This is a genomic window from Streptomyces luomodiensis, from assembly GCF_031679605.1.
Classification (GTDB): domain Bacteria; phylum Actinomycetota; class Actinomycetes; order Streptomycetales; family Streptomycetaceae; genus Streptomyces; species Streptomyces luomodiensis.
The window spans coordinates 2,634,402-2,655,253 of the sequence record NZ_CP117522.1; the positions used below are offsets into that span (position 1 = coordinate 2,634,402).

Here is a 20,852-nt window from a genome sequence, read left to right on the forward strand (position 1 = left end):
GATAAGCCCCTTACGGAGGAGATCCGCCCATGCCCGCTCCCCGCACCGTCCTCCTCACCGGCGCCGCCGGCGGCATGGGCACCTTGATGCGCGAGCTGCTGCCGTCGTACGGATATCAGCTGCGGCTGCTCGACCAGCTCCCCATCGAGGGCGAGCCGGACGCGATCACCGCGGATCTGTCCGACCGGGACGCCCTGGGCGAAGCCGTACGGGGCGTCGACGCGATCATCCATCTCGCGGGCATCTCCCTGGAAGCCCCGTTCGAGAAGATCCTGCGGGCCAACATCGAGGGCACGTACAACCTGTACGAGGCGGCCCGCGAGGCGGGCGTCCGCCGGATCGTCTTCGCCTCCAGCAACCACGCCGTCGGCTTCACGCCGCGCCCGGCCGAGACCCCCGCGTCCGGCGACGCGCTCATCCCGCTCGACACCCCGCGCCGCCCCGACACCTTCTACGGCCTGTCGAAGTCGTTCGGCGAGGACCTGGCCTCGCTCTACTGGGACAAGCACGGCATCGAGACGGTCGCCATCCGCATCGGCTCCTGCTTCCCCGAGCCGACGACGGTCCGCATGCTGTCCATCTGGATGAGCCCGGCGGACGGCGCCCGGCTGCTCCACGCCGCCCTTACGGCGGAGAACGTGGGCTACACCCTGGTCTACGGCAGCTCGGCCAACACCCGCCTGTGGTGGGACCTTTCCTCGGCCCGCGCCCTGGGGTACGAGCCGAGGGACGACTCCGAGCCGTACGCCGCGAAGCTGATCGCCGAGCAGGGGGAGCTGGAGCCGGGCAACCCCGACCACGAGTACCTCGGCGGCGCGTTCTGCACCAACCCGCCGATCTGGCCGCGTTGAGGCATTGGGGCGCGGGTTGTGGTTTCCGGGCGCGGAGTCGAGGTTTCCGGGCGCGCCCTTGAGGCGGCGCGCCCTTGAGCGGGCGCACCCTTGAGGTTTCCGGGCGCGTCCTTGTGCGTGGGGGCGCCGCTCACCGAGGCGAGGTGGTTTTGAGCATGGGTCCGGTGGTGGGGGGCGCGGCGCCGCCGCCGGCCGCCGGGCCGGTGGGGTGTCAGGGCCGTGGCGGCTCGGCGATGCGCGGGGCCCGGCCGATCCGGAGTGCGGCCCGGTGGTCCCTGGGGCGGCCCCTCCGGGTACCCCTCCAAAAGACGCTTGATCTGACGCAACTAATTTGTCAAGCAGTTTCCGGAGGGGTACCCCACCCCCCTCGGCAGCCCGGCGACGGCCCTGGCTCCCGGCCACGGAAACCGCCACCGGCGCCCACACCCACGGGCCCGGCGGACGGCGGCGGCGCCGCGCCCCCCACCCCCGCCGCCCCTGCTCAATTGCGCCGAAGGCGCGAGACGAAAGCCGCACTCAACCGAGCCGCCCAGCCTCAACCGCCCAGCCTCAACCGCTCAGCGAGCCGTCTTGGCCCACTCCTCCACCGTCGTGACCTCGGCCTGACGCGGGAACACCTTCTCGGTGAGCACCCGGTGGACCTCCTCGTCCGGGTCGGCACAGCCGTCGGCCAGCACGGTGAGCTGGTAGTCCAGGTCGGCGGCCTGGCGCAGGGTGGACAGGACGACGCCGCTGGTCGCGATACCGGCCAGGACGAGGTGGGAGATACCGCCGGAGCGCAGAACCAGCTCCAGGTCGCTCCCGGCGAACGCGCTGACCCGCTTCTTGGTGATCACTGCCTCGTCGGGCCGGGGTGCGACATCGGGGTGGATGGCCGCGTTCGGGTCCCCGGGACTGAACGCGCCCTCGGGCAGGCCGCTGAACGCCTTGTTGCGGTCGGAGATGTCGGAGCGACCGGACCGGAAGCCCACCACGACGTGCAGGACCGGAATCCCGGCGGCACGGGCGGCGTCGATCGCGCGGCGCACGCGCGGCAGGTAGCCGGCGTCCCTGATGTGGCTCACCATGGCCGCCTGGAGGTCCATCGCGAGCAGAGCGGTGTTGTTCACGGTCACGTTGTCGACGCCTTTCGCTGCTGTGGTTCTCGGGAAGAGGAGGAATCGCCGGACCCGATACGGCCCAGCGAGCGGTCCACGACCGTGAGCGCCAGGAACAGCCCGGCGACGGCGAGCATGAACCAGGCCAGGCCGTGCAGCCCGGCGGTGTCGGCGCGGGCGCCGAAGAAGGCGCCGTTGGCGCTGGAGGCGACCATCGCGCCGACGTAGAGGAAGGTACGGAGCAGCCCCGCCGAGGCGCCCATCCGTTCCGGATCGGCCTGGTGGTACACCGCGTTCTGGAGGGCGAGGTTGTTCAGCCCCTGCGGTACGCCGAAGACGAGCGCGACGGCGATCAGCAGCCACACCGCGCTGTGCGGCTGGAGCAGGAGCAGCAGGACGCAGACGGCGATCTGCGCCACCCCGCCCACCAGAAGCTTGCCGCGCACCTCGGCGCGGCGCCCGGTCACGGAGGACACCGCGATACCGGTCAGGAACAGCGGCAGTTGGGCCAGCCCCGCCTGTGACGCCGTCAACCCCCGGCCGTCCTGGAGCCACTGGGTGTAGCCGTACAGGAAGACGTAGGAGACGACGGAGGTGAGGAGGGCGCGGCCGTAGGTGAGCAGCAGGGGCGGATTGCCGCCGAACACCCGCAGGTCGATGAACGGCTCGGCCGCCCGCAGCTCCCGCACCGCGAACCCGGCCGCCGCCAGCGCCATCAGCACCGGCAGGTACCAGCGGTCGGACCGGGGCTCCATCAGGAACAGCAGCAGCGAGACGAGCATGGCGGCGAACAGCGCCATACCGGGCAGGTCCAGCCGGACGCCCTTCCCGGCCCGCTCCTTCGGCGAAGCCTTGGGCAGCCGCCGGACGGCGAGGACCAGACCGGCCACCGCCAGGGGGATGTTGACGGCGAACGTGGTGCGCCAGCCGCCGAGCCCGATCAGCAGTCCGCCCAGGGGCGGGCCGACGACGGCGACGGTCTGGCTGGCGACCGCGAGCGCCGCGAGGATTCCGGCGGGGCTGTCCCGGCCGGTCCGCCGGGCCTCGCTGCGGATGAGGGACATCGAGGCCGGATAGCCCGCGCAGGTGCCGAACCCGAGCACCACGCGGGAGACGATCAGCACGCCCAGGTTCGGGGCCAGCAGCCCGATCAGCCCCGCGATCCCCGTCAGCGTCGCCCCGACGAGGAAGAGGCGGCGCGGTCCGTAGAGGTCGATCAGCCGCCCCACGACCGGCTGGCCTATCGCGGTGGCCAGATAGAGCGCGGAGACCAGCCAGGCCGTCTGCGACGGCGGCGCCCCGAACGCGGCGCCGATGGGCACCAACGACACCGAGATGATCGAGGAGTTGACCGGGTTCAGCACCGAACCCAGCATCATCGGGGCCAGGAGCCTCCGGTCGAAGGCGCTCTCCTTGTCCGCGTCCGCCGTGGCCTGTCGTCGTCGTACGAGCCGGGCGAGCCGCGCGATCACGCGCGGGTGAGCCGGTCCAGCAGGGCCAGCGCCTCGAGGATGGTCTGCCGTTCCGCTTCCGTGTAGCCGGTTTCCAGGGACCGGGCGAGCCACTCCTCGCCCGCCCGCCGCTTGTCGGCCAGGAACGCGCCGCCGGCTTCGCTCACCGACACCAGCTGCCGCCGCCCGTCATGAGGGTCGGGGCGCCGCTGGATCAGCCCGCGCTCGTCCAGCGCGCCGAGCGTGGCCGCCATCGACTGCGGCCGGACCCGCTCGGCCGCCGCCAGATCGCTCGTCGAGGCGGGACCCTCCTTGCTGAGCCTGCTGAGCACGGACGTCTGAGAGGGGGTGAGCTCCTCGTTGTCGTACGTCTCCTTGAACCGCCGCCGCAGCCGGCCGATCACCACGCGGATCTCATGCGCGGCGCGCACGGCGGACGCGGACATGCCGCGAGGGGTCTCTGTCATGCCCCTCACGGTAATTTCTTCAGCCCAGGCTGTCCAGTTGCAACTGAACAGCCTGGGCTGCGCGTTTTCAGAAGTGCGCTAAGCGCTCGCGCCCGCGAACCCTACGAACTCGGCCCACGCATGCGCCGGGAACGTAAGGTTCGGGCCGTCGGTGTCCTTGCTGTCCCGGACGTGCACGATGCCGGGGCACGCGGCGACCTCGACGCACTGGCCGCCCTCACTGCCGCTGTAGCTGCTCTTACACCAATCCATGGCAACTTCGACGCACTCGCCCCCTGCACCGCTGCTGTAGCTGCTCTTGAACCAAGCCAGCTCGCCTATGCCGCCAGCTGTCTCTTCGACGCTCATGCTTCCCCTAGCAATTTCTCGATGAAGGCCAGCGACTCCCTTGGGGTGAGAGCCTGCGCCCGGATAATCCCATAGCGAGCATGCATTGCTCGGACCATATTTCGTTCGACCAGCAGACGGCTGACCTCCTGCACCTCCACGTACGCCACCCGCTGCTGCCCGGCCGTCTCGATGAGTGTCAACGGACCTCCCAAACCCGCGTGATCGTCGCCCCGATCCGTGGGCATCACCTGGATCTCGACGTTCCGCTTCTGGCCAATCAGCAGCAACTGCTCCAACTGTCCCCGAAGCACCTGCCTGCCACCGATCGGCCGTTGAAGTACGGATTCCTCGACAATGAAGCTCATCAACGGCGCGGGCCACTTGGAGAAGATCTCTTGACGCGCGAGTCGGGCAGCGACGCGCTGCTCGATGGTCTCCTCATCCAATAGCGGGCGCCACATGGTGAAGACCGCTCGCGCGTACTCCTCGGTCTGCAACCGGCCGTTCACCAGTAGCGTGTCGTACGCATGCAGCTCAATCGCGTCCAACTCCAACCGCGCCGCATCGCGGAAGAACGCCGGATACCGCGCCCGCGCCACCTCCCCCTTCATCGCCTTCAACAGCCCCCCGGCGCTCAGCACCTCATCCGCCTTGTCGATCAGCTCCGGCTTGGGGATGCGCCGCCCCTGCTCGACCGCCGCGATCTGGTCCGCGCCGTAGCCGACGCGCGAGCCCAACTCCACCTGTGTGAGCCCCGCGCGCTCCCGTAAGAGCTTGATCTGCAGGCCGAAGCTCTTGATGAACGCCCCGGAATCCTCCCCGTCCGGCAACTCCGGCCGCCCCGCACTCGCCATGTCCCGTCACCTCCGCCGCGCCGACCGCAGGTCACGGCCGACAGTCCCGACACCAACCCGCCGCGCCCCTACAGACACGCTCCGTAGTTACGCGCTTGCTGGTCAGGCTAGGCACGCCACCGCAAGGCTCGTGCCCATGACGACCGAAAATGCCCCCTCACGAGGGACAAACCAGGGACAACCAACGCCCGCGCCCGGCGAGTTCGCCATGCGCTTCACCTCGACGCCGCGCGGTGCGCGCCTCGCTCGGCGGCTCGTGTCGCACCGGCTCGCCGCGTGGGGCTACCCGTACGATTCCGGCCCCAACGAGACCGTGACCCTGATCGCGAGCGAGCTGGCCGCGAACGCCGTACGGCACGGCCGCGTGCCGGGGCGGGATTTCCACGTACGGCTGACCGCACCGCTGGGCGACGCGGGCGGGACGATCCGGATCGAGGTGTCGGACACGCGCACCGAGAAGCGGCCCGCGCCCACCGCCACCGCCGCCGCGCCGGATGCCGAGACGGGGCGCGGTCTGTTCCTCGTCTCGCGGCTCGCCGAGCGCTGGGCGGTCGGGCCCCGGCCCGGCGGCGGACCCGGGAAGACCGTGTGGGCCGAGATCGCGACCGAGACCAAGCCCTCAGACCGCTCCGGCCCGCTCCAGTGCCCGTAGGGCCATCCGACGTGAGATGCCGACCGGATCGGCGACCGCCGCCAGGCCGTACAGCACCGTGGCGCCCTCGTGGAGCAGCAGCAGCTCGTCCGCCAGCTCATCGGGGGCGGCCACGTTCGCCTCCTCGCACAGTTGCCGCAGATAGGTCCGCAGCCAGCGCTTCTGGTCGGCGATCACCTGCCGGGCCGGATGGCCGGCGTCCGGCAGTTCGGCCGCCGCGTTGACGAATCCGCAGCCGCGCGGGTTCTCGCGGCGCATCCACGCCGCGAGGGCGTCGAAGGTGGCCAGGACGCGCTCCGCCGGGGGCGACTTCTCGACCTCGGCGGTGAGCCAGGCCCGCCACCGCTCGTCGCGCTCCCGCAGATACGCGGCGATCAGCGCTTCCTTGGAGCCGAAGCGCTCGTACAGCGTCTTCTTGGTGACTCCGGCGCGCTTGGCGATCAGATCCACGCCGACCGCGTTGATCCCCTGCCCGTAGAACAGCTCGGCGGCGGCGTCGAGGACGCGGCGCGCGGCGGGGGTGAGCGCTTCCCTCTGCGTTTGCATGCCGTGATCACCTCCGATCGGGGTTGACGGAAAGGTATACCGATCTGTTTAGTCTAGTGGACGCGAGGTACTAAACAGATCGGTATACCCGGAACCCGATCAGACCCGAAGCGAGGACGACACCCATGCCCATCAGCACCGCCATCACCTCCATCGGCCTCGTCGTGATGTGGAGCTCCGGCTTCATCGGAGCCGAGCTCGGCACCCGGGAGGCCACCGCCGACACCCTGCTGATGTGGCGGTTCATCGCGGCGGCGGCGGTGCTGGGCGGCGCCTGGGCGCTGCTGAGGCGCCGCAAACCGCGCCCGCGCGCCATCGCCGAGCAGGCGGCGATCGGCGCGCTCTCGCAAGGCGGCTATCTGGGCGGTGTCGTGTGGGCGGTCGGACTCGGCGTCCCGTCCGGCACCACCGCGCTGATCGCCGCGTTGCAGCCGCTCGCGGCGGGGGCGCTGGCCGGGCGGCTGCTCGGGGAGAGGGTCAGCCCGCGCCAGTGGGCGGGGCTGGCCATCGGCCTCGGCGGGGTCGCGCTCGTCGTCCAGGGCGATCTGGCGGCGGGCACCGCGGCCGCCCCGGTCTGGGCGTACGGACTGCCGTTCGCGGCGATGGCGGCGCTGCTGGCCGCGAGCTTCCTCGAACGCAGGGCGCGGGCGCCGCTCGGCCCCGTGGACGCCCTGCCGCTGCACTGCCTCGTCAGCGCCGTGCTGTTCACCGGGGTCGCCCTGGCCGGGGGCCATGCCGCGCCCCCGTCGAGCGGGGGCTTCTGGACGGCGGTGGCCTGGACGTTCCTGCTCTCCACGGTCGGCGGTTACGGGTTCTACTGGCTGAGCCTGCGCCGCAGCGGCGTCACCCGCACCAGCGCCCTGATCTACCTCACGCCGCCGACCACGCTGGTGTGGGCGTACGCGATGTTCGGCGACGCGCCGGGGTGGACGGCCGTGGCGGGCATGGCGGTGTGCGTGATCGGGGTGACGGCCGCGACCGTACGGCGCCCGGACCGATCGGCGCGGCGGCTCGCGGAGGGGGCCGTCCGTGATCGAGCGGTGTCACGGGTACCGGCCGAGTAGCGCGCGATGCGCGAGGCGTCCGGGGCGCGGACGGAATCGGGCGCAGGTCAAGGAACCGTAAAGCGGGGACGTTCGTTACCCCGGGCATGACCGCTATGACACCCGGCTCGAACCTCCCCCTCCCCGTCGCGCGCGTGGCGGTTGACGTGACCGCTCCGGTGCGGCTCGACGTATCGGGCCTGCTGCTCACCACCAACGGCAAGGTGCGCTCCGACGACGACTTCGTCTTCTACAACCAGCCCGCCGGACCGGGGGTGACCCACCGCGCCGGCACGGCGGGCGCGGGCGACACCATCACCGTGGACACCGGCGCGGTGCCCGCCGATATCGAGAAGATCGTGGTGACCGCGAGCCTGGACGCCCCCGGGGCGACCTTCGCGGGCACCGAGCCGACCGCCACCGTGCGCGGCGCCGACGACGGTGCCGTGATCGCCACCTTCACCCCGCCGCGCCTGGGCAGCGAGACGGCGCTGGTGGTCGTGGAGGTGTACCGGCGCAATGGGGCGTGGAAGGTGCGCGCGGTCGGGCAGGGCTACGCCAATGGGTTGGCGGGCATCGCCACCGACTTCGGGGTGACCGTCGAGGAGCCCTCCGTCCCGGCCGCCCACGCCACCCAGTCGCCGCCCCCGCCGAGCGGTCCGCCCGCCGGTTTCCAGCCCCCGCCGCCCATGCCGACCGCCCCGCCGCCCGCTCCCCCGGCCGCGCCGCCGGCCGCCGCACCGGCGCCGGCCACCGGGAAGATCAACCTGGACAAGGGGCGGGTCAGCCTCCAGAAGAACCAGACGGTCTCCCTGGTCAAGGGCGGCCGCCCGGTGCTCAGCTCGGTGAAGATGGGCCTGGGCTGGGAGCCCGCCTTCCGCGGCAAGGACATCGACCTGGACGCGTCCGTGATCGCCTTCGGTGTCGACCGCAAGAAGATCGACGCCTGCTTCTTCGGCAAGCTGGCCATCCTCAACGGCGCCATCCAGCACTCCGGCGACAACCTCACCGGTGAGGGCGGCGGCGACGACGAGTCCATCACCGTCCACCTCGGCGGCCTCCCGCCCGAGGTCACCGGCCTGGTCTTCACGGTCAACTCCTTCTCCGGCCAGAAGTTCACCGACGTGGCCAAGGCGTACTGCCGCCTGCTCGACGCCCAGACCGGCGAGGAGCTGGTCCGCTTCGACCTCACCCACGCCGAGCCGCGCACGGGCGTGATGATGGCGAAGCTGATCAAGCAGTTCTCGGGCGAGTGGGAGATGACCGCGATGGGCGAGTACGTGGACTCGCGCACCGTACGCGGCATGGCCAAGCCCGCGGGCAAGGCCCTCTGAGGTCCGTCCCACCGCCACTCGGCGGTGGTCCTCATCCGACCGCGTGCCGTGGCCGGTCCACGGCCTCGGCAGGCGCGGTGGACAGGCCCGCCACGCGGGCCAGGCGGCGGTAGGAGTCCAGCAGCGCCTCGCGGTCGTAGGTGCTCGTGGTGACCAGCACCTCGTCCGCGTCGCTGCGCTCGATCAGCTCCTCGAGCGCGGCGGCGACCTCGTCCTCCGTGCCGTACAGCTGGCCCCGCAGGCCCTGCTCGTAGAAGCCGCGCTCCTTCTCGGTCATCTCCCGGGCCTCGATCTCCGCCACCGGGGCCAGCGGCGGGAAGACGCCGTGGGTGCGGGAGTGGGCCATCGCCCACGCCTCGGGGAGCAGCAGCCGGCGGGCCTCCTCCGTGGTCCCGGCGACCGCGACATTGCCCGAGACGACGACATACGGCGCGGCGGACCACGCCGAGGGGCGGAAGCCCGTGCGGTAGCGGTCGATCGCGCGCAGCATCTCGTCCCGGCCCCGCGGATCGCCGATCACCAGGGCCAGCCCGGCTTCCGCCGCCAGGTCCGCGCCGGCCCCGGTGGCCAGGACGAAGACGGGCAGCCGCAGTCCCTCCGCCGGGTGGGCGTGGACCTGGGGGTAGGCGCTCTGCTCACCGGTGAACCAGCCGAGCAGCTCGTCCAGTTGGGCGCCGAAGTCCCGCGCGGCCTCCTTCTCGGCGCCCAGGGCGCGGCGGATGCCGTCGGTGAAGCCGACGGAGCGGCCCAGGCCCATGTCGATCCGGCCCGGGAAGAGGGATGCGAGCACCCCGAACTGCTCGGCGACCACCAGCGGGCGGTGGTTCGGCAGCATCACCCCGCCCGTGCCCACCCGGATGCGGACCGTGGCCGCCGCGACGGCGGACGCCAGCACCGTGGGCGCCGAACCGGCGACGCCGGGCACGCTGTGGTGCTCGGAGACCCAGAAGCGGTGGTAGCCGAGGGCCTCGGACGCTTGCGCGAACCGTACGGTGTCGCGCAGCGCCTGCGACCGCTCCCGGCCCTGGCGGGTGCGGGAGCGGTCGAGGATGGAGAAGGGGGTGGTGCGCAGGCGTGAGGTCACCCTCACGTCAACGTGCGCCCCGGCCGGCGGGATTCCCCCGGCCGGGTGCCGCGTCAGCGCTGGCGGCGCCAGGGGCCGGTGATCGCGAGCATGATGCCCGGCACCTGGATGTTGGCGAACAGCGTCGATCCGTCGGGCGAGAAGACCACACCGGTGAACTCGCTGAACTCCGGCTCCTCGGCCGTGCCGATGTTCAGCTCGTTGCGCGCGATCGGGTACGTCCGGCCGTCCTCGGTGGCGCCGAACAGGTGCTGGATGCCCTCGCCGTCCTCGGCGATGACCAGCCCGCCGTACGGCGAGACGGTGATGTTGTCCGGGCCGTCGAAGGCGCCGTCCTTCGACGGGTCGGGGTTGACGCCGAGCAGCACCTTGAGGGTGAGGGTGCGCCGCTTGGGGTCGTAGAACCAGACCTGGCCGTCGTGCTGGACCGGGCTCTCCTCGCGGGCGTACGAGGACACGATGTACGCACCGCCGTCCGCCCACCACATGCCCTCGAGCTTGCGCGCCCGGGTGATCTGGCCGTCGGCGAACTGCTTGCGCACCGACACGGACTTCGCGTCGCGGTCCGGCACCGGCTCCCAGTCCACGCCGTAGACCGTGCCGGTCTTGGTGGCGCGCGAGAGGTCGTCCACGAAGTTGCCGCCGGAGTCGTAGCACTTGGGCGCCTGGAGCACACCCGCGTCGTCGGCCAGGGTGTCCAGCTTGCCGCGCCCGTGCTCGAAGCCGTGCGGCGGAACCCACCGGTAGAGGAGGCCGTTCGGTCCGGAGGCGTCCTCGGTGAGGTAGAGGTGGCCGCGCCCCGGGTCCACGACGACGGCCTCGTGGGCGTACCGGCCCAGGGCCTTGATCGGCTTCGGGTCGCGGTTGGCCCTGCGGTCGTGCGGGTCGACCTCGAAGACGTAGCCGTGGTCCTTGGTCATGCCGTTCTGGCCGGCCTTGTCCTCGGTCTCCTCGCAGGTCAGCCAGGTGCCCCAGGGGGTGCGGCCACCGGCGCAGTTGGTGGAGGTGCCCGCGATGCCGACCCACTCGGTGACGTGGTCGCCGTGCTTGGAGACCTCCACGACGGTGCAGCCGCCGGAGGCCGCCGGGTCGTAGACCAGACCGTCGGTCAGCGGGACCGGGTGCGGCCACTTGCTGCGCGGCCCGCTCAGCTCGTGGTTGTTGACCAGCAGCGTCGCACCGCGCGAGCCCTCGAAAGTGGCCGTGCCGTCGTGGTTGGACGGGGTGGACTCGCCGGACTCCAGCGTCGTCTCACCGGTGCGGGTGATGATCTTGTAGCTGAAGCCCTTGGGGAGGGCCAGGATGCCCTTGGGGTCGGCGATGAGCGGACCGTAGCCGAGCGAGGCGCCGCCGTGACCGGGCCGGCCCTCGGCACCCGCCGCGGTCGCCCCGGCCGCCTCAGCGGCGAGCGCACCGGGCGCGGTGCCGAGCACCCCGGCACTTCCGACCAGGGCGACCCCGGCCCCGGCCGCGGAATGCTTCGCGAAGTCTCTTCGGCTGAGCGACATGTCTTCTCCCGAACGCAGGTGGTCCTCCGGACTGCGGCCTTACGTTCCCGCCCTCGACCGAACATCAGTTGAACGGAACGCGACATCAACGGACGAATGGCCGCCGACCCCTGATGTGCGCCCCTCACGCAGTCGCGTCCCGCGATCCGGATCGCGTTGTATACGGCGCTCACGTGCTCGCGTCCCGCGAGCCGGATCGCGTCCCACCCCGCGAGGGCGGGCGCCCCCTCAAAGCGCGAGTGGCCGCACACCCCGCGAGCGGGTGCGCCGCTCAGCCCCGCGAAGGCGGGTACCCCCTGCCCCGCACGTCGCTCACCCCATGAGCGGGATCGCGGCTCACCCCGCGAGCCGGTGCGCCCCTCACCCCGCGAGCCGGTGCGCCCCTCACCCCCGAGCGGTCGCTCACCCCGTGAGCCAGTGCGCCACACACCCCGCGAACAGGACCGCGACTCGCCGCACGAGCCCTCACCCCGCGAGCCGGTGCGCCCCTCACCCGCGAGCGGATACGCCCCTCACCCCCGAGCGGTCGCTCAACCCCATGAGCCGGATCGCGTCCCACCCCGCGAGGGCGGGCGCCCCCTCAAAGCGCGAGTGGCCGCACACCCCGCGAGCCAGTGCGTCGCTCAGCCCCGCGAAGGCGGGTACCCCCTGCCCCACACGTCGCTCACCCCACGACCGGGATCGCGGCTCACCCCCGCGAGCCGGTGCGCCCCTCACCCCCGAGCGGTCGCTCACCCCGTGAGCCAGTGCGCCCCTCGCCCCGCGAACAGGACCGCCGCTCACTCCAGGAGCGGGTGCCCCCTCAACGCACAAGTGACCGCTCACCCCACGAGCGGGTGCCCCCTCAACGCACAAGTGACCGCCCACCCCACGAGGGACAAGCACGCCGCTCGCCCGCGAGCGGTCACCCACCCCCACAAGCGAGATCCCGGCCCACCCCACGAAGCGGAGACGCCCCCACCCCGTGAGCCGACGCGCCCCTCACCCCGCGAGCGGATACGCCCCTCACCCACAAGTGATCGCTCAACCCCATAAGCGGGATCGGGGCTCGCCCCGCGAGGGCGTGGGCGGTGCTCAGCCTCGGGAGCGGGCCTTGAAGGCGGCCTTGCGGGCCTCCTTGGCGGCCTTCTTGTCCGGATGCAGCCGCCCCATCGCCTCCAGCACCTCCGCGGTCGCCGGGTGGTCCACCCGCCAGGCCGAGTCGAAGAAGCTCCCGGACTGGTCGACCAAGCCGCGCACCAGATCCCGCAGTTCCGCCGAGTCGCCCTCGGTGGAGAGCTGGGCCGCCAGGGTGTCCACGGTCAGCCAGAAGACCATCTCCTCCGACGGCTCCGGAACCCCCGCCACCCCGTGTTCGGCCAGCCAGACCCGGGCCAGCCCGCCCAGGTGCCGGTCGTCCAGCACCTCGCGCAGCGCGGGCTCGGCCGCGGCCCCGGCCAGCGAAAGGGTCTGCTGGCAGGTGAGGCGGCGCAGCGGCGCGCCCTCGTCGTCGCCGCGCGCGGCGGCCAGCAGCTCGCGGGCGGCCTCCTCGGGCGTACGGCGGGCCAGCCACTGTTCGGCCTCGGCCTGCGCGGCGGGCTCGGGGTGGCCGGGGAGGGCGGCCAGCAGGATGTCGGCGCCCTGGTCGGCCAGGTCGCCGACGGCCGGGGCATCGATGCCCGCCTCGACCATCCGGGACCGTACGGCGTAGACGCCGAGCGGGGTGAGCCGGACCATGCCGTAGCGGGAGACGTCCTCGTCCTCCAGTTCCCCGGCCGGCTCGGACTCCTGGACGCGGCCCTCGCCGTCGACCTCCTCGATCAGCGCCTCGTCCACCGGCTGGTAGTCGATGAGGCCGGTCGGGGCGAGCAGCCGGAACTGGTCGTCCAGCCGCACCATCGCCTCGGAGACCTCTTCGAGGATGTCGTCGGTGGGCTCGTCCATGTCCTCGGGGACGATCATGGAGGCGGCCAGCGCGGGCAGCGGTACGGAGGCCGCGGCGGCCTCCTCGTCCAGGGCGGTCAGCAGGTAGAGGTTGCCCAGCACGCCGTCGAGGAACTCGGCCTCCTCCTCCGGGTTCCAGTCGAGGGCGTCGAGGTCGAGCTCACCGCCCTCGCTGAGCTGGTCGGCGATCTCGGCCAGGTCGGGGGCGGCGGCGTCGGCCAGTACCGTCTCGAAACCGTCCAGCCAGATGTCCAGGATGTCGCGGGGGCCGCCCTCGGAGATCAGCCGCAGCTCCTCGCCGCTGGTCGCGACGGACGAGAACGCGTCCCCGGGCGCCGCCTCGCCGTCCGCGCGGTCACCGTGGTCGTCACTGTCACCGTGTCCGTCGCCGTCACTGTCGCCGTCACCCTCGTCGTGACCGTCTCCACGGATCTCGACCAGTCCGGTGTCGACGGCCAACTGCCATGCCTGCGCGGTGTGCTCGGGTCCGTCCTCGTCCCCCGCGAGCCCCAGCAGCTCGATCGCCGCCCGCAGCTCGGCCTCCGGCAGCACCCCGTCCGACGCCACCGGCTTCCCCGGCCCGGCCCAGCGGGCGAGCCGGACCGCGCGGGAGAGAAGCGGCGCGGCGAGTGCGTCCCGTGCGAGTTCCGCGTCGGTGCGGAGCCGCACGGGCGGCATGGTGGGGCGCTCTTCTGGCATGGGCGGACGTCACTCCTCGGGGACGCGGCAGTCGCGGGCGCGCATCGGGGCTGTCAGGACTACGGCTATGGGGCTATGGCTGTACGGGCTATCGGGCTATGGCTATGGGGCACGGCTGTACGGCTGTGCGGGGGTGCGGACCCGGATGCGCACGGATGCGCAGGCACGGCCCGCCCCCAGCGTAGACGGAACGGGACGGCACTTTCGTCCCGATGTGGCCCCGCGTCACGGCAAGCGGTGATTTCGGCCAGTGGGCCGGCGGTCACCGGCCGGGGCGGGGGAACGGGCGCCGCGCCCCCGTTCACGATCCCGTCCCGCTCCGGCCATGCCCCGGACATCCGCCCTCCCTTGACAACGTCCGTGGTGAGGACAGAGATTGACGCGCGTAGAGGCCACCTCCTCGCCCGTTCACTCCTTCCCGGAGGCCACCGCCATGTCCCCTCGCGCCCCGCGCGGACCCGTCGCCGTCACCGTCGTCGCCGCCTCCGCCCTCGCGGCCGGGCTGCTCGCCGTCCCGTCATCGGCCGCCGCCGCCGAGATCCGCATCCATGACATCCAGGGCAGCACCCGGATATCCCCGCTCGCCGGACAGCGGGTGACCGACGTCCCCGGCACGGTCACGGCGATACGCGCCTTCGGCTCGTCGCGCGGCTTCTGGGTCCAGGACACCGCGCCCGACGACGACCAGGCCACCAGCGAGGCGATCTTCGTCTACACCGGATCGACCACGCCCTCGGTCGCCGTGGGCGACTCGGTGCTGGTCTCCGGAACGGTGTCCGAGTACTACCCGGGCGGCAAGGACGCCGGCGGGCAGTCGCTCACCGAGCTGTCCAAGGCGACCTGGACGGTCCGGTCCTCCGGCAACGCGCTGCCGGCCGCCTACCGGCTCAACCCGTCCACGATCCCCGACCGCTACGCCCCGGACGCCGGCGGGGACTCCATCGAGGGGCTGCGGCTGCGGCCGCGCTCGTACGCCCTGGACCGCTACGAGTCCCTGGAGGGCATGCGGGTCTCGGTCCAGGACGCGCCCGTGGTCGGCGCGACCAACACCTACAAGGAGCTGTGGGTCACCGCCGAGCCCCGCCACCAGCGGACCGCGCGCGGCGGCGCCCTCTACAGCTCGTACCGCGACGCGAACGCAGGACGGGTGAAGGTGGTCTCCCTCCTGCCCTACGCCGAGCACCCCTTCCCGGTCGCGGACGTCGGCGACGCGCTGACCGGCACCACGGCCGGACCGCTGGACTACGACGACTTCGGCGGTTACACGATCGCCGCCACCGCGCTGGGCGACCTGGCCGACCACGGCCCCGAGCGGGAGAGCACCCGCGCGCAGCGGGCGGACGAACTCTCCATCGCCACCTACAACGTGGAGAACCTCTCCCCCAAGACCGCCCAGTCGAAGTTCGACCGGCTGGCCTCGGGGCTGGTGGAGCACCTCGCCTCGCCGGACATCGTCGCGCTGGAGGAGGTCCAGGACGACAACGGTTCGACGGACGACGCGGTGGTGAGCGCCGACGCCACGCTGAAGAAGCTCACCGACGCGATCGAGGCGGCGGGCGGACCCTCGTACGCGTGGCGCCAGATCGACCCGGTGGACGACCAGGACGGCGGCCAGCCGGGCGGCAACATCCGCGTGGCGTTCCTCTACAACCCGGAGCGGGTCTCCTTCACCGACATCCCGGGCGGCGACTCGACCACCCCGGTGCGGGTCGAGGAGAAGGGCGGCAAGGCCACGCTGTCGGCCTCCCCCGGCCGTATCGCCCCGGCGGACGACGTCTGGAAGGACAGCCGCAAGCCGCTGGTCGGGCAGTTCTCCTTCCGGGGCCGCCCGGTCTTCGTGGTGGCCAACCACTTCAACTCCAAGGGCGGCGACCAGGGCCTGGACAGCCGCTTCCAGCCCCCGGCCCGCTCCTCGGAGACCCAGCGCACCGGACAGGCCGCGACCGTCAACACCTTCGTCAAGGAGCTGCTGAACGCCGACCCGAAGGCGGCCGTGGTGGTCGCGGGCGACCTCAACGACTACCAGTTCTCGCCCGCGCTGGCCGAACTCACCGAGGGCGGTGTGCTGACGGACCTGGTGACCCGGCTGCCGAAGGACGAGCGCTACGGCTATGTCTACAACGGCAATTCGCAGGTGCTGGACCACATCCTCACCAGCCGTGCGCTGAGCCGCCACGCCGACTACGACATCGTGCACGTCAACGCCGAGTTCTCGGACCAGTCCAGCGACCACGACCCGCAGGTGGTGCGGGTGCGGCCCTGACGCCCGGCGGCGCGCGGCGGCCCGGCGGGAAGCTGCTTCCCGCCGGGCCGCCGTCCTGCGTCCGGTCTTCAGTTGTGGCTCAGTCGTGGCTCAGTTGTGGCTGTGCAGCGCCTCGTTCAGACCGCCCCAGGAACCCGTGCGGGGCAGCGCCTCGACGGTGCCGGTGACGGAGTTGCGGCGGAAGAGGAGATTGTTGACGCCGGAGAGCTCCAGAGCCTTGGCGATCTTGCCGTCCGGGAGGGTGACGCGGGTGCCCGCCGTCACGTACAGCCCCGCCTCGACGATGCAGTCGTCGCCGAGCGAGATGCCCAGACCCGCCTCGGCGCCGAGCAGGCAGCGCTCGCCGATGGTGATGGTCTGCTTGCCGCCGCCGGACAGAGTGCCCATGATCGAGGCGCCGCCGCCGACGTCCGAGCCGTCGCCCACCACGACGCCCGCGCTGATCCGGCCCTCGACCATGGAGGTGCCGAGCGTGCCGGCGTTGAAGTTGACGAAGCCCTCGTGCATGACGGTGGTCCCCGGGGCGAGATGCGCGCCGAGGCGGACCCGGTCGGCGTCGCCGATGCGGACACCGGACGGGACGACGTAGTCGGTCATCCGCGGGAACTTGTCGACACTGGTCACCGACAGCTGGAGCCCTTCCGCGCGGGCGGCGAGCCGGGCCCGCTCCACCTGGTCGGCGGCGACGGGGCCGAGCGAGGTCCAGGCGACGTTGGCGAGCAGGCCGAACTGGCCGTCCAGACTCACCCCGTGCGGCTTGACCAGCCGGTGGCTGAGCAGGTGCAGCCGCAGATAGACGTCGTGCGCGTCGAGCGGCTTCTCGTCGAGCGAGGCGATGACCGTGCGGACGGCGACGACCTCGACGCCGCGCCGGGGGTCCGGTCCGACCGCCTTGAGGGCGGTCTCGCCCAGCAGCTGCGTGGTCCGCTCGGCATCGAGCCGCTCGGTCCCGGCCCGGCCGGGCTCGTCGGTCAGCTCGGGGGCCGGGAACCAGGTGTCGAGAACGGTGCCGTCCTCGGTGAGGGTGGCGAGACCGGCGGCGACGGCGCCGGTGCGGGTGGTGGGTGCATCGGTCATGCTCAGAACGCTAACCGGAGCCGGCCCCGGGAGGCGAACCGGTCTCAACGACCGACACCCGCCACCCCGGTCCGCGCCGGTCCACCCCGGCCCGCGCCGGTCCGCGCCGGTCCGGCCCCGCCCGCCCCGGTCCGCGCCCCGGCCCGCCTCGTCTCAGGGCCGCTGTCCGTCCTTGTCCACCAGCGCCTGGTCCACCAGCGCATGCGTGCTGAGCACATCGCCGGCCTTCCAGCCGTCCTTGTCGTCGGCGTCCGGCTCCGCGTCGTAGCCCGCGATGCCGCGCTCCCCGAGCGGGGCGAAGGTCTCGGGGTCGTACAGCAGCTGGAACTCGGTGAAGCCCTTCTTCTCCACCGTGCCCTGGCCGATCGCCACGGCCTTGCGCCCGAGGTTGTCCGTCACCTGGGCGGCCGTGATCCCCGGCAGGGTCGCCATCGCCCGGAGGACCTTGGCCCGGCCCTCGGGGTCGGTCGGAAACGCCTGGCTCAGCCCGCCGAGCAGCCGGAAGTCGTACTGCGCGGAGGTCTCGGAGTCCGGGCGGCCCTCTTCCAGCGTGCGGACCTTCTTCTTCACCCGCTCCGGGTCGTCCGGCAGCGACCGCAGCAGGCGGTACTCCTTCCGGGCCGAGTACGAGGGATCGCCGTACGCCGTCCAGGACTCGGACTCACGCGGTTTCGGCCCGCCGTCGATCCGGCCCGCGTCCACGTACCTGGTGTAGATCCACTGGCCGTCATGGGGCGTGGGGACGGGGGTCTGCTCCACGGTGTCCGCCGCCTGCCGCAGCAGCTTCGCCGCGTCGCCGAGGTCCTTCCCGTCCGCGGCGCTGCCCAGCCGGGCGGTCGCGGTGTAGCCGGGCCGGGCCGCGGGGTCCGCTACGCGGGTGCCCCCGGCTCCGCCACCCACGACGTCGGCGGCCAGCAGGGCGGCCACGGTCAGCGTCGCGGCGACACCGGCGGCGGCGAGCCGCCAGTCGGCGCGGAACCGGCGCTCGCGGGCCGCGCCGGTGGCGGCCTGGTGGAGCCGCGCGCGCCCGGCCGCGAGCCGCGCCCGGTCGGGGCGGGGGGCGTCGGCGCGCAGCGCGCGCAGCCCGGTCAGGTCCTGCTGAAGATCATCCATAGCTGGCCACCTCCGTGACATCCGTGGCATCCGTGGCATCGCTGACGAGGGTGGGGTCGGTGCCGAGCGCGGAGCGCACCGTGCGGCGGGCGCGGTTGAGCCGGGAGCGGACGGTCCCGACGGGGATGCCGAGGGCCTCCGCGACCTCCTGGTAGCTGAGGTCGGCCCAGGCGACGAGGAGCAGCACATGCCGGTCGCGGGCGGACAGCCCGGCGAGGGCGGCGGCCAGTGGCCGGCGGGTGGCCTCGGCCGCCATCCGGCTGTCGGCGCGCTCGACCCAGGACTCGGCGACCGGGTCGGTGCCGGTGCGGGCCAGGGCGCGCAGCGCCCGTACCTCGGCGCGGCGGTGCTTGCCGATGAGGTTGGCGGCGATGCCGTACAGCCAGGGGCGGGCGGTGCGGCGCCCCTGGTCGTAGCGGGCCCGGCCGCGGAAGGCGATCAGGAAGGTCTCGGCGGTGATGTCGTCCGCGGCGCCGTCGCCGAGGCGGCGGGCCGCATAGCGGTGGATGTCCGGCGCGTACCGGTCGTAGAGCCGCGCGAAGATCTCGGGCCGCTCCAGCGACTGGGCCACGACCGCCGCGTCGTCGTCGGGCGTGGGGTCGGGGTCGTGGTGCGGCGGTGGATCGGGGTCGGTCACAGGGTCTCCGTATCCGGTGCGTCGAGGTGCGGGGATCGGTGTGTCACCCCCTGTTCCCCGATGGCCGGATACGGGTTCACGGCCCGCCCGTCGGCCGGTCACCCGCCCCCCATCCGGTCGCCCGTCAGCCGGTCGCCCGCCCCTCAGCCGGTCACCCGCTCGAACGCCGTCCGCGCCTCGTCCCGGTCGAACGGCCGCCCGGTCAGCAGCAACTGGAGCAGCAGCCCGTCGAACAGCGCCACCACCGCCCGCGCGACGGAGAGGTCGCCGGTGCGGCGGACCAGCAGGGCGGCCGTGTCATCGAGGTACGCGGCGACGATCGGCCGCACCGGGGTGCGCCGCAGGGCGGCGACGTACAGCTCGTACTCCAGCTCCAGCCGCTTCCGGTCCCCCTCCAGCAGCTCCTCCATCAGCCCGGTCATGGCGTCCGCGAGCGGCACCTCGGCGGCCGTGTCCCGCTCCCAGCGCTCCATGTCGGCCACCCACTCGGCGCTGACCTGCTCCAGCGCGGCGACCAGCAGATCATCCAGGGACGCGAAGTGGTACGTGGTCGACCCGAGCGGCACATCGGCCGCGGCGGCCACGGTCCGATGGCTGAGCGCTCCGATGCCGCGCTCCCCCACCACCGTGATCGCGGCGTCGATGATCCGCTGCCGCCGCTCGGGGTCGTAGCGGCGTCCCATCAGTGGGCCCCGCTGGAATTGAGCACCACCACTCCCGCGATGACCAGCAGCACCCCGATCACCTTCGCGGCGGTCATGGTCTCCCCCAGGAAGAGCATGCCGATCGCGGCGATGACGGCGGTCCCGACCCCGGACCATATGGCGTACGCGGTGCTGACCGAGATGGTCTTGAGCGTCTGCGCGAGCAGGACGAAGGACACCAGATAGCCCGCGGCCGTGGCGAGCGACGGCCACAGCCTGCTGAAGCCCTCGCTGTACTTCATCGAGGTGGTGGCGAGGATCTCGGCGAGGATCGCCCCGGAGAGCGTCAGATATCCCATGCGTACGAGCGTACACAACGATGCGTACGGCCGTACATAAAAACCCGCACGGGTCCGGACACGCGGACGGCCCCCGCGCCGCAGCACGGGGGCCGTCCGGGACATCCAGGAGCCGTCAGACGTTGAAGCCGAGCGCGCGCAGCTGCTCGCGCCCATCGTCGGTGATCTTGTCCGGCCCCCACGGCGGCATCCAGACCCAGTTGATCCGCAGCTCGCCCACAATGCCGTCGGTCGCGGACTTGGCCTGGTCCTCGATGACATCGGTCAGCGGGCAGGCCGCCGAGGTGAGCGTCATGTCGATGGTGGCGATATTGCTGTCGTCGACATGGATGCCGTAGACCAGGCCGAGGTTGACCACGTCGATGCCCAGCTCGGGGTCCACGACGTCGTACAGGGCCTCGCGGACCTCTTCCTCGCTCGCGGGCTTGGTGGTGGTCTCCACGTTGTCACTCATGCGGTCTTCCCTCCGGCGGTCTCACCCAGTGCCTGTGCCGTCGCGTCCTTCCACGCCATCCAGCTCAGCAGCGCGCATTTCACACGGGCCGGGTACTTGGAGACACCGGCGAACGCGATCGCGTCCTCCAGCACCTCCTCCATGGCGTCGTCCGGCTCGGCCCGGCCCTTGGACTGCATCAGCTCCAGAAAGGTCTCCTGGATCTTGCGGGCCTCGGCCAGCTCCTTGCCGACCAGCAGTTCATTGAGCACGGAGGCGCTGGCCTGGCTGATGGAACAGCCCTGGCCCTCGTAACTCACGTCCTCGATGGTGTCGCCGTCAAGCCGAACCCGCAGCGTGATCTCGTCACCGCAGGTCGGATTGACATGGTGGACCTCTGCGTCGCCGTCCCGCAGCCCCCGCCCGTGGGGGTTCTTGTAGTGGTCCAGGATCACGTCCTGGTACATCGAATCCAGCTTCACGCGGC

Annotated in this window: 21 protein-coding genes; 5 read left to right on the forward strand and 16 right to left on the reverse strand. The window is 72.3% G+C overall.

The genetic code is table 11. The annotated features are described in order from the left end of the window. The first annotated feature begins 29 nt into the window (after nt 1–29). On the forward strand, nt 30–851 hold the full coding sequence (locus PS467_RS11295; RefSeq protein ID WP_311035161.1) for an NAD-dependent epimerase/dehydratase family protein: 822 nt from the start codon (nt 30–32) through the stop codon (nt 849–851). Between the two features lie 557 nt (nt 852–1,408). Here PS467_RS11295 and PS467_RS11300 read toward each other — a convergent pair. The 5 genes from PS467_RS11300 to PS467_RS11320 all read right to left on the reverse strand — a co-directional run bounded on the left by PS467_RS11300 (nt 1,409) and on the right by PS467_RS11320 (nt 5,050). Next, complete coding sequence (locus tag PS467_RS11300; RefSeq protein ID WP_311039821.1) at nt 1,409–1,960, reverse strand: cysteine hydrolase family protein; 552 nt, start codon at nt 1,958–1,960, stop codon at nt 1,409–1,411. Nucleotides 1,961–1,962: 2 nt separating this feature from the next. Continuing rightward, nucleotides 1,963–3,327: an MFS transporter gene (locus PS467_RS11305; RefSeq protein ID WP_432280734.1), complete on the reverse strand. Its 1,365-nt coding sequence runs from the start codon at nt 3,325–3,327 to the stop codon at nt 1,963–1,965. Between the two features lie 89 nt (nt 3,328–3,416). Continuing rightward, a complete protein-coding gene (locus PS467_RS11310) occupies nt 3,417–3,845 on the reverse strand; it encodes a MarR family winged helix-turn-helix transcriptional regulator (protein WP_432280735.1) in 429 nt (142 codons plus the stop codon). Nucleotides 3,846–3,944: 99 nt separating this feature from the next. Continuing rightward, a complete protein-coding gene (locus tag PS467_RS11315; protein ID WP_311035163.1) occupies nt 3,945–4,214 on the reverse strand; it encodes a DUF397 domain-containing protein in 270 nt (89 codons plus the stop codon). Continuing rightward, the gene (locus PS467_RS11320) at nt 4,211–5,050 is read right to left on the reverse strand and encodes a helix-turn-helix domain-containing protein (protein WP_311035164.1); all 840 of its coding nucleotides are present in this window, start codon (nt 5,048–5,050) and stop codon (nt 4,211–4,213) included. The genes PS467_RS11315 and PS467_RS11320 overlap by 4 nt, the downstream gene beginning before the upstream one ends. A gap of 136 nt (nt 5,051–5,186) precedes the next feature. Between PS467_RS11320 and PS467_RS11325 the strand changes: the two genes are divergently transcribed. Then, nucleotides 5,187–5,702, forward strand: a complete 516-nt coding sequence (locus PS467_RS11325) for an ATP-binding protein (protein WP_311035165.1) — start codon at nt 5,187–5,189, stop codon at nt 5,700–5,702. Here the strand turns inward: PS467_RS11325 and PS467_RS11330 are convergent. Then, entirely contained in the window at nt 5,670–6,248 is a 579-nt protein-coding gene (locus tag PS467_RS11330; RefSeq protein ID WP_311035166.1) for a TetR/AcrR family transcriptional regulator, read from the reverse strand. The genes PS467_RS11325 and PS467_RS11330 overlap by 33 nt on opposite strands. Before the next feature lie 125 nt (nt 6,249–6,373). On the opposite strand from PS467_RS11330, the gene PS467_RS11335 reads away from it, so the two are divergent. Then, entirely contained in the window at nt 6,374–7,312 is a 939-nt protein-coding gene (locus PS467_RS11335; protein ID WP_311035167.1) for a DMT family transporter, read from the forward strand. A gap of 95 nt (nt 7,313–7,407) precedes the next feature. Beyond that, nucleotides 7,408–8,625, forward strand: coding sequence for a TerD family protein (locus tag PS467_RS11340; protein WP_311039823.1), 1,218 nt, complete (start codon nt 7,408–7,410; stop codon nt 8,623–8,625). A gap of 31 nt (nt 8,626–8,656) precedes the next feature. On the opposite strand, the gene PS467_RS11345 is transcribed toward PS467_RS11340, so the two are convergent. From PS467_RS11345 to PS467_RS11355, 3 genes are all read right to left on the reverse strand, one after another. Continuing rightward, entirely contained in the window at nt 8,657–9,709 is a 1,053-nt protein-coding gene (locus PS467_RS11345) for an LLM class flavin-dependent oxidoreductase (RefSeq protein ID WP_311035168.1), read from the reverse strand. A 53-nt stretch (nt 9,710–9,762) separates the two neighbouring features. Beyond that, the gene (locus tag PS467_RS11350) at nt 9,763–11,217 is read right to left on the reverse strand and encodes an alkaline phosphatase PhoX (RefSeq protein WP_311035169.1); all 1,455 of its coding nucleotides are present in this window, start codon (nt 11,215–11,217) and stop codon (nt 9,763–9,765) included. A 1,074-nt stretch (nt 11,218–12,291) separates the two neighbouring features. Continuing rightward, nucleotides 12,292–13,839 (reverse strand): hypothetical protein, encoded by a 1,548-nt coding sequence (locus PS467_RS11355; RefSeq protein WP_311035170.1) that lies wholly within the window; start codon nt 13,837–13,839, stop codon nt 12,292–12,294. Between the two features lie 433 nt (nt 13,840–14,272). Here PS467_RS11355 and PS467_RS11360 point away from each other — a divergent pair, with 433 nt between their 5' ends. Continuing rightward, nucleotides 14,273–16,102 carry a DUF8508 domain-containing protein gene (locus PS467_RS11360; RefSeq protein ID WP_311039824.1) on the forward strand — a complete coding sequence of 610 codons (1,830 nt, stop codon included), beginning with the start codon at nt 14,273–14,275 and terminating at the stop codon, nt 16,100–16,102. 90 nt (nt 16,103–16,192) lie between these two features. On the opposite strand, the gene dapD is transcribed toward PS467_RS11360, so the two are convergent. From dapD to sufU, 7 genes are all read right to left on the reverse strand, one after another. Further along, a complete protein-coding gene (dapD, locus tag PS467_RS11365; RefSeq protein WP_311035171.1) occupies nt 16,193–17,179 on the reverse strand; it encodes a 2,3,4,5-tetrahydropyridine-2,6-dicarboxylate N-succinyltransferase in 987 nt (328 codons plus the stop codon). 153 nt (nt 17,180–17,332) lie between these two features. Continuing rightward, a complete protein-coding gene (locus tag PS467_RS11370) occupies nt 17,333–18,292 on the reverse strand; it encodes a CU044_5270 family protein (protein WP_311035172.1) in 960 nt (319 codons plus the stop codon). Further along, the gene (locus PS467_RS11375; RefSeq protein ID WP_311035173.1) at nt 18,285–18,929 is read right to left on the reverse strand and encodes an RNA polymerase sigma factor; all 645 of its coding nucleotides are present in this window, start codon (nt 18,927–18,929) and stop codon (nt 18,285–18,287) included. The genes PS467_RS11370 and PS467_RS11375 overlap by 8 nt, the downstream gene beginning before the upstream one ends. A gap of 143 nt (nt 18,930–19,072) precedes the next feature. Further along, a complete protein-coding gene (locus tag PS467_RS11380) occupies nt 19,073–19,612 on the reverse strand; it encodes a TetR/AcrR family transcriptional regulator (protein ID WP_311035174.1) in 540 nt (179 codons plus the stop codon). Further along, on the reverse strand, nt 19,612–19,932 hold the full coding sequence (locus PS467_RS11385; protein ID WP_311035175.1) for a DMT family transporter: 321 nt from the start codon (nt 19,930–19,932) through the stop codon (nt 19,612–19,614). The genes PS467_RS11380 and PS467_RS11385 overlap by 1 nt, the downstream gene beginning before the upstream one ends. A gap of 115 nt (nt 19,933–20,047) precedes the next feature. Continuing rightward, the gene (locus tag PS467_RS11390; RefSeq protein WP_268971328.1) at nt 20,048–20,386 is read right to left on the reverse strand and encodes a metal-sulfur cluster assembly factor; all 339 of its coding nucleotides are present in this window, start codon (nt 20,384–20,386) and stop codon (nt 20,048–20,050) included. Beyond that, on the reverse strand, nt 20,383–20,847 hold the full coding sequence (gene sufU, locus PS467_RS11395; protein WP_030841024.1) for a Fe-S cluster assembly sulfur transfer protein SufU: 465 nt from the start codon (nt 20,845–20,847) through the stop codon (nt 20,383–20,385). Before sufU ends, PS467_RS11390 begins: the two co-directional genes overlap by 4 nt. Between the last annotated feature and the right edge of the window lie 5 nt (nt 20,848–20,852).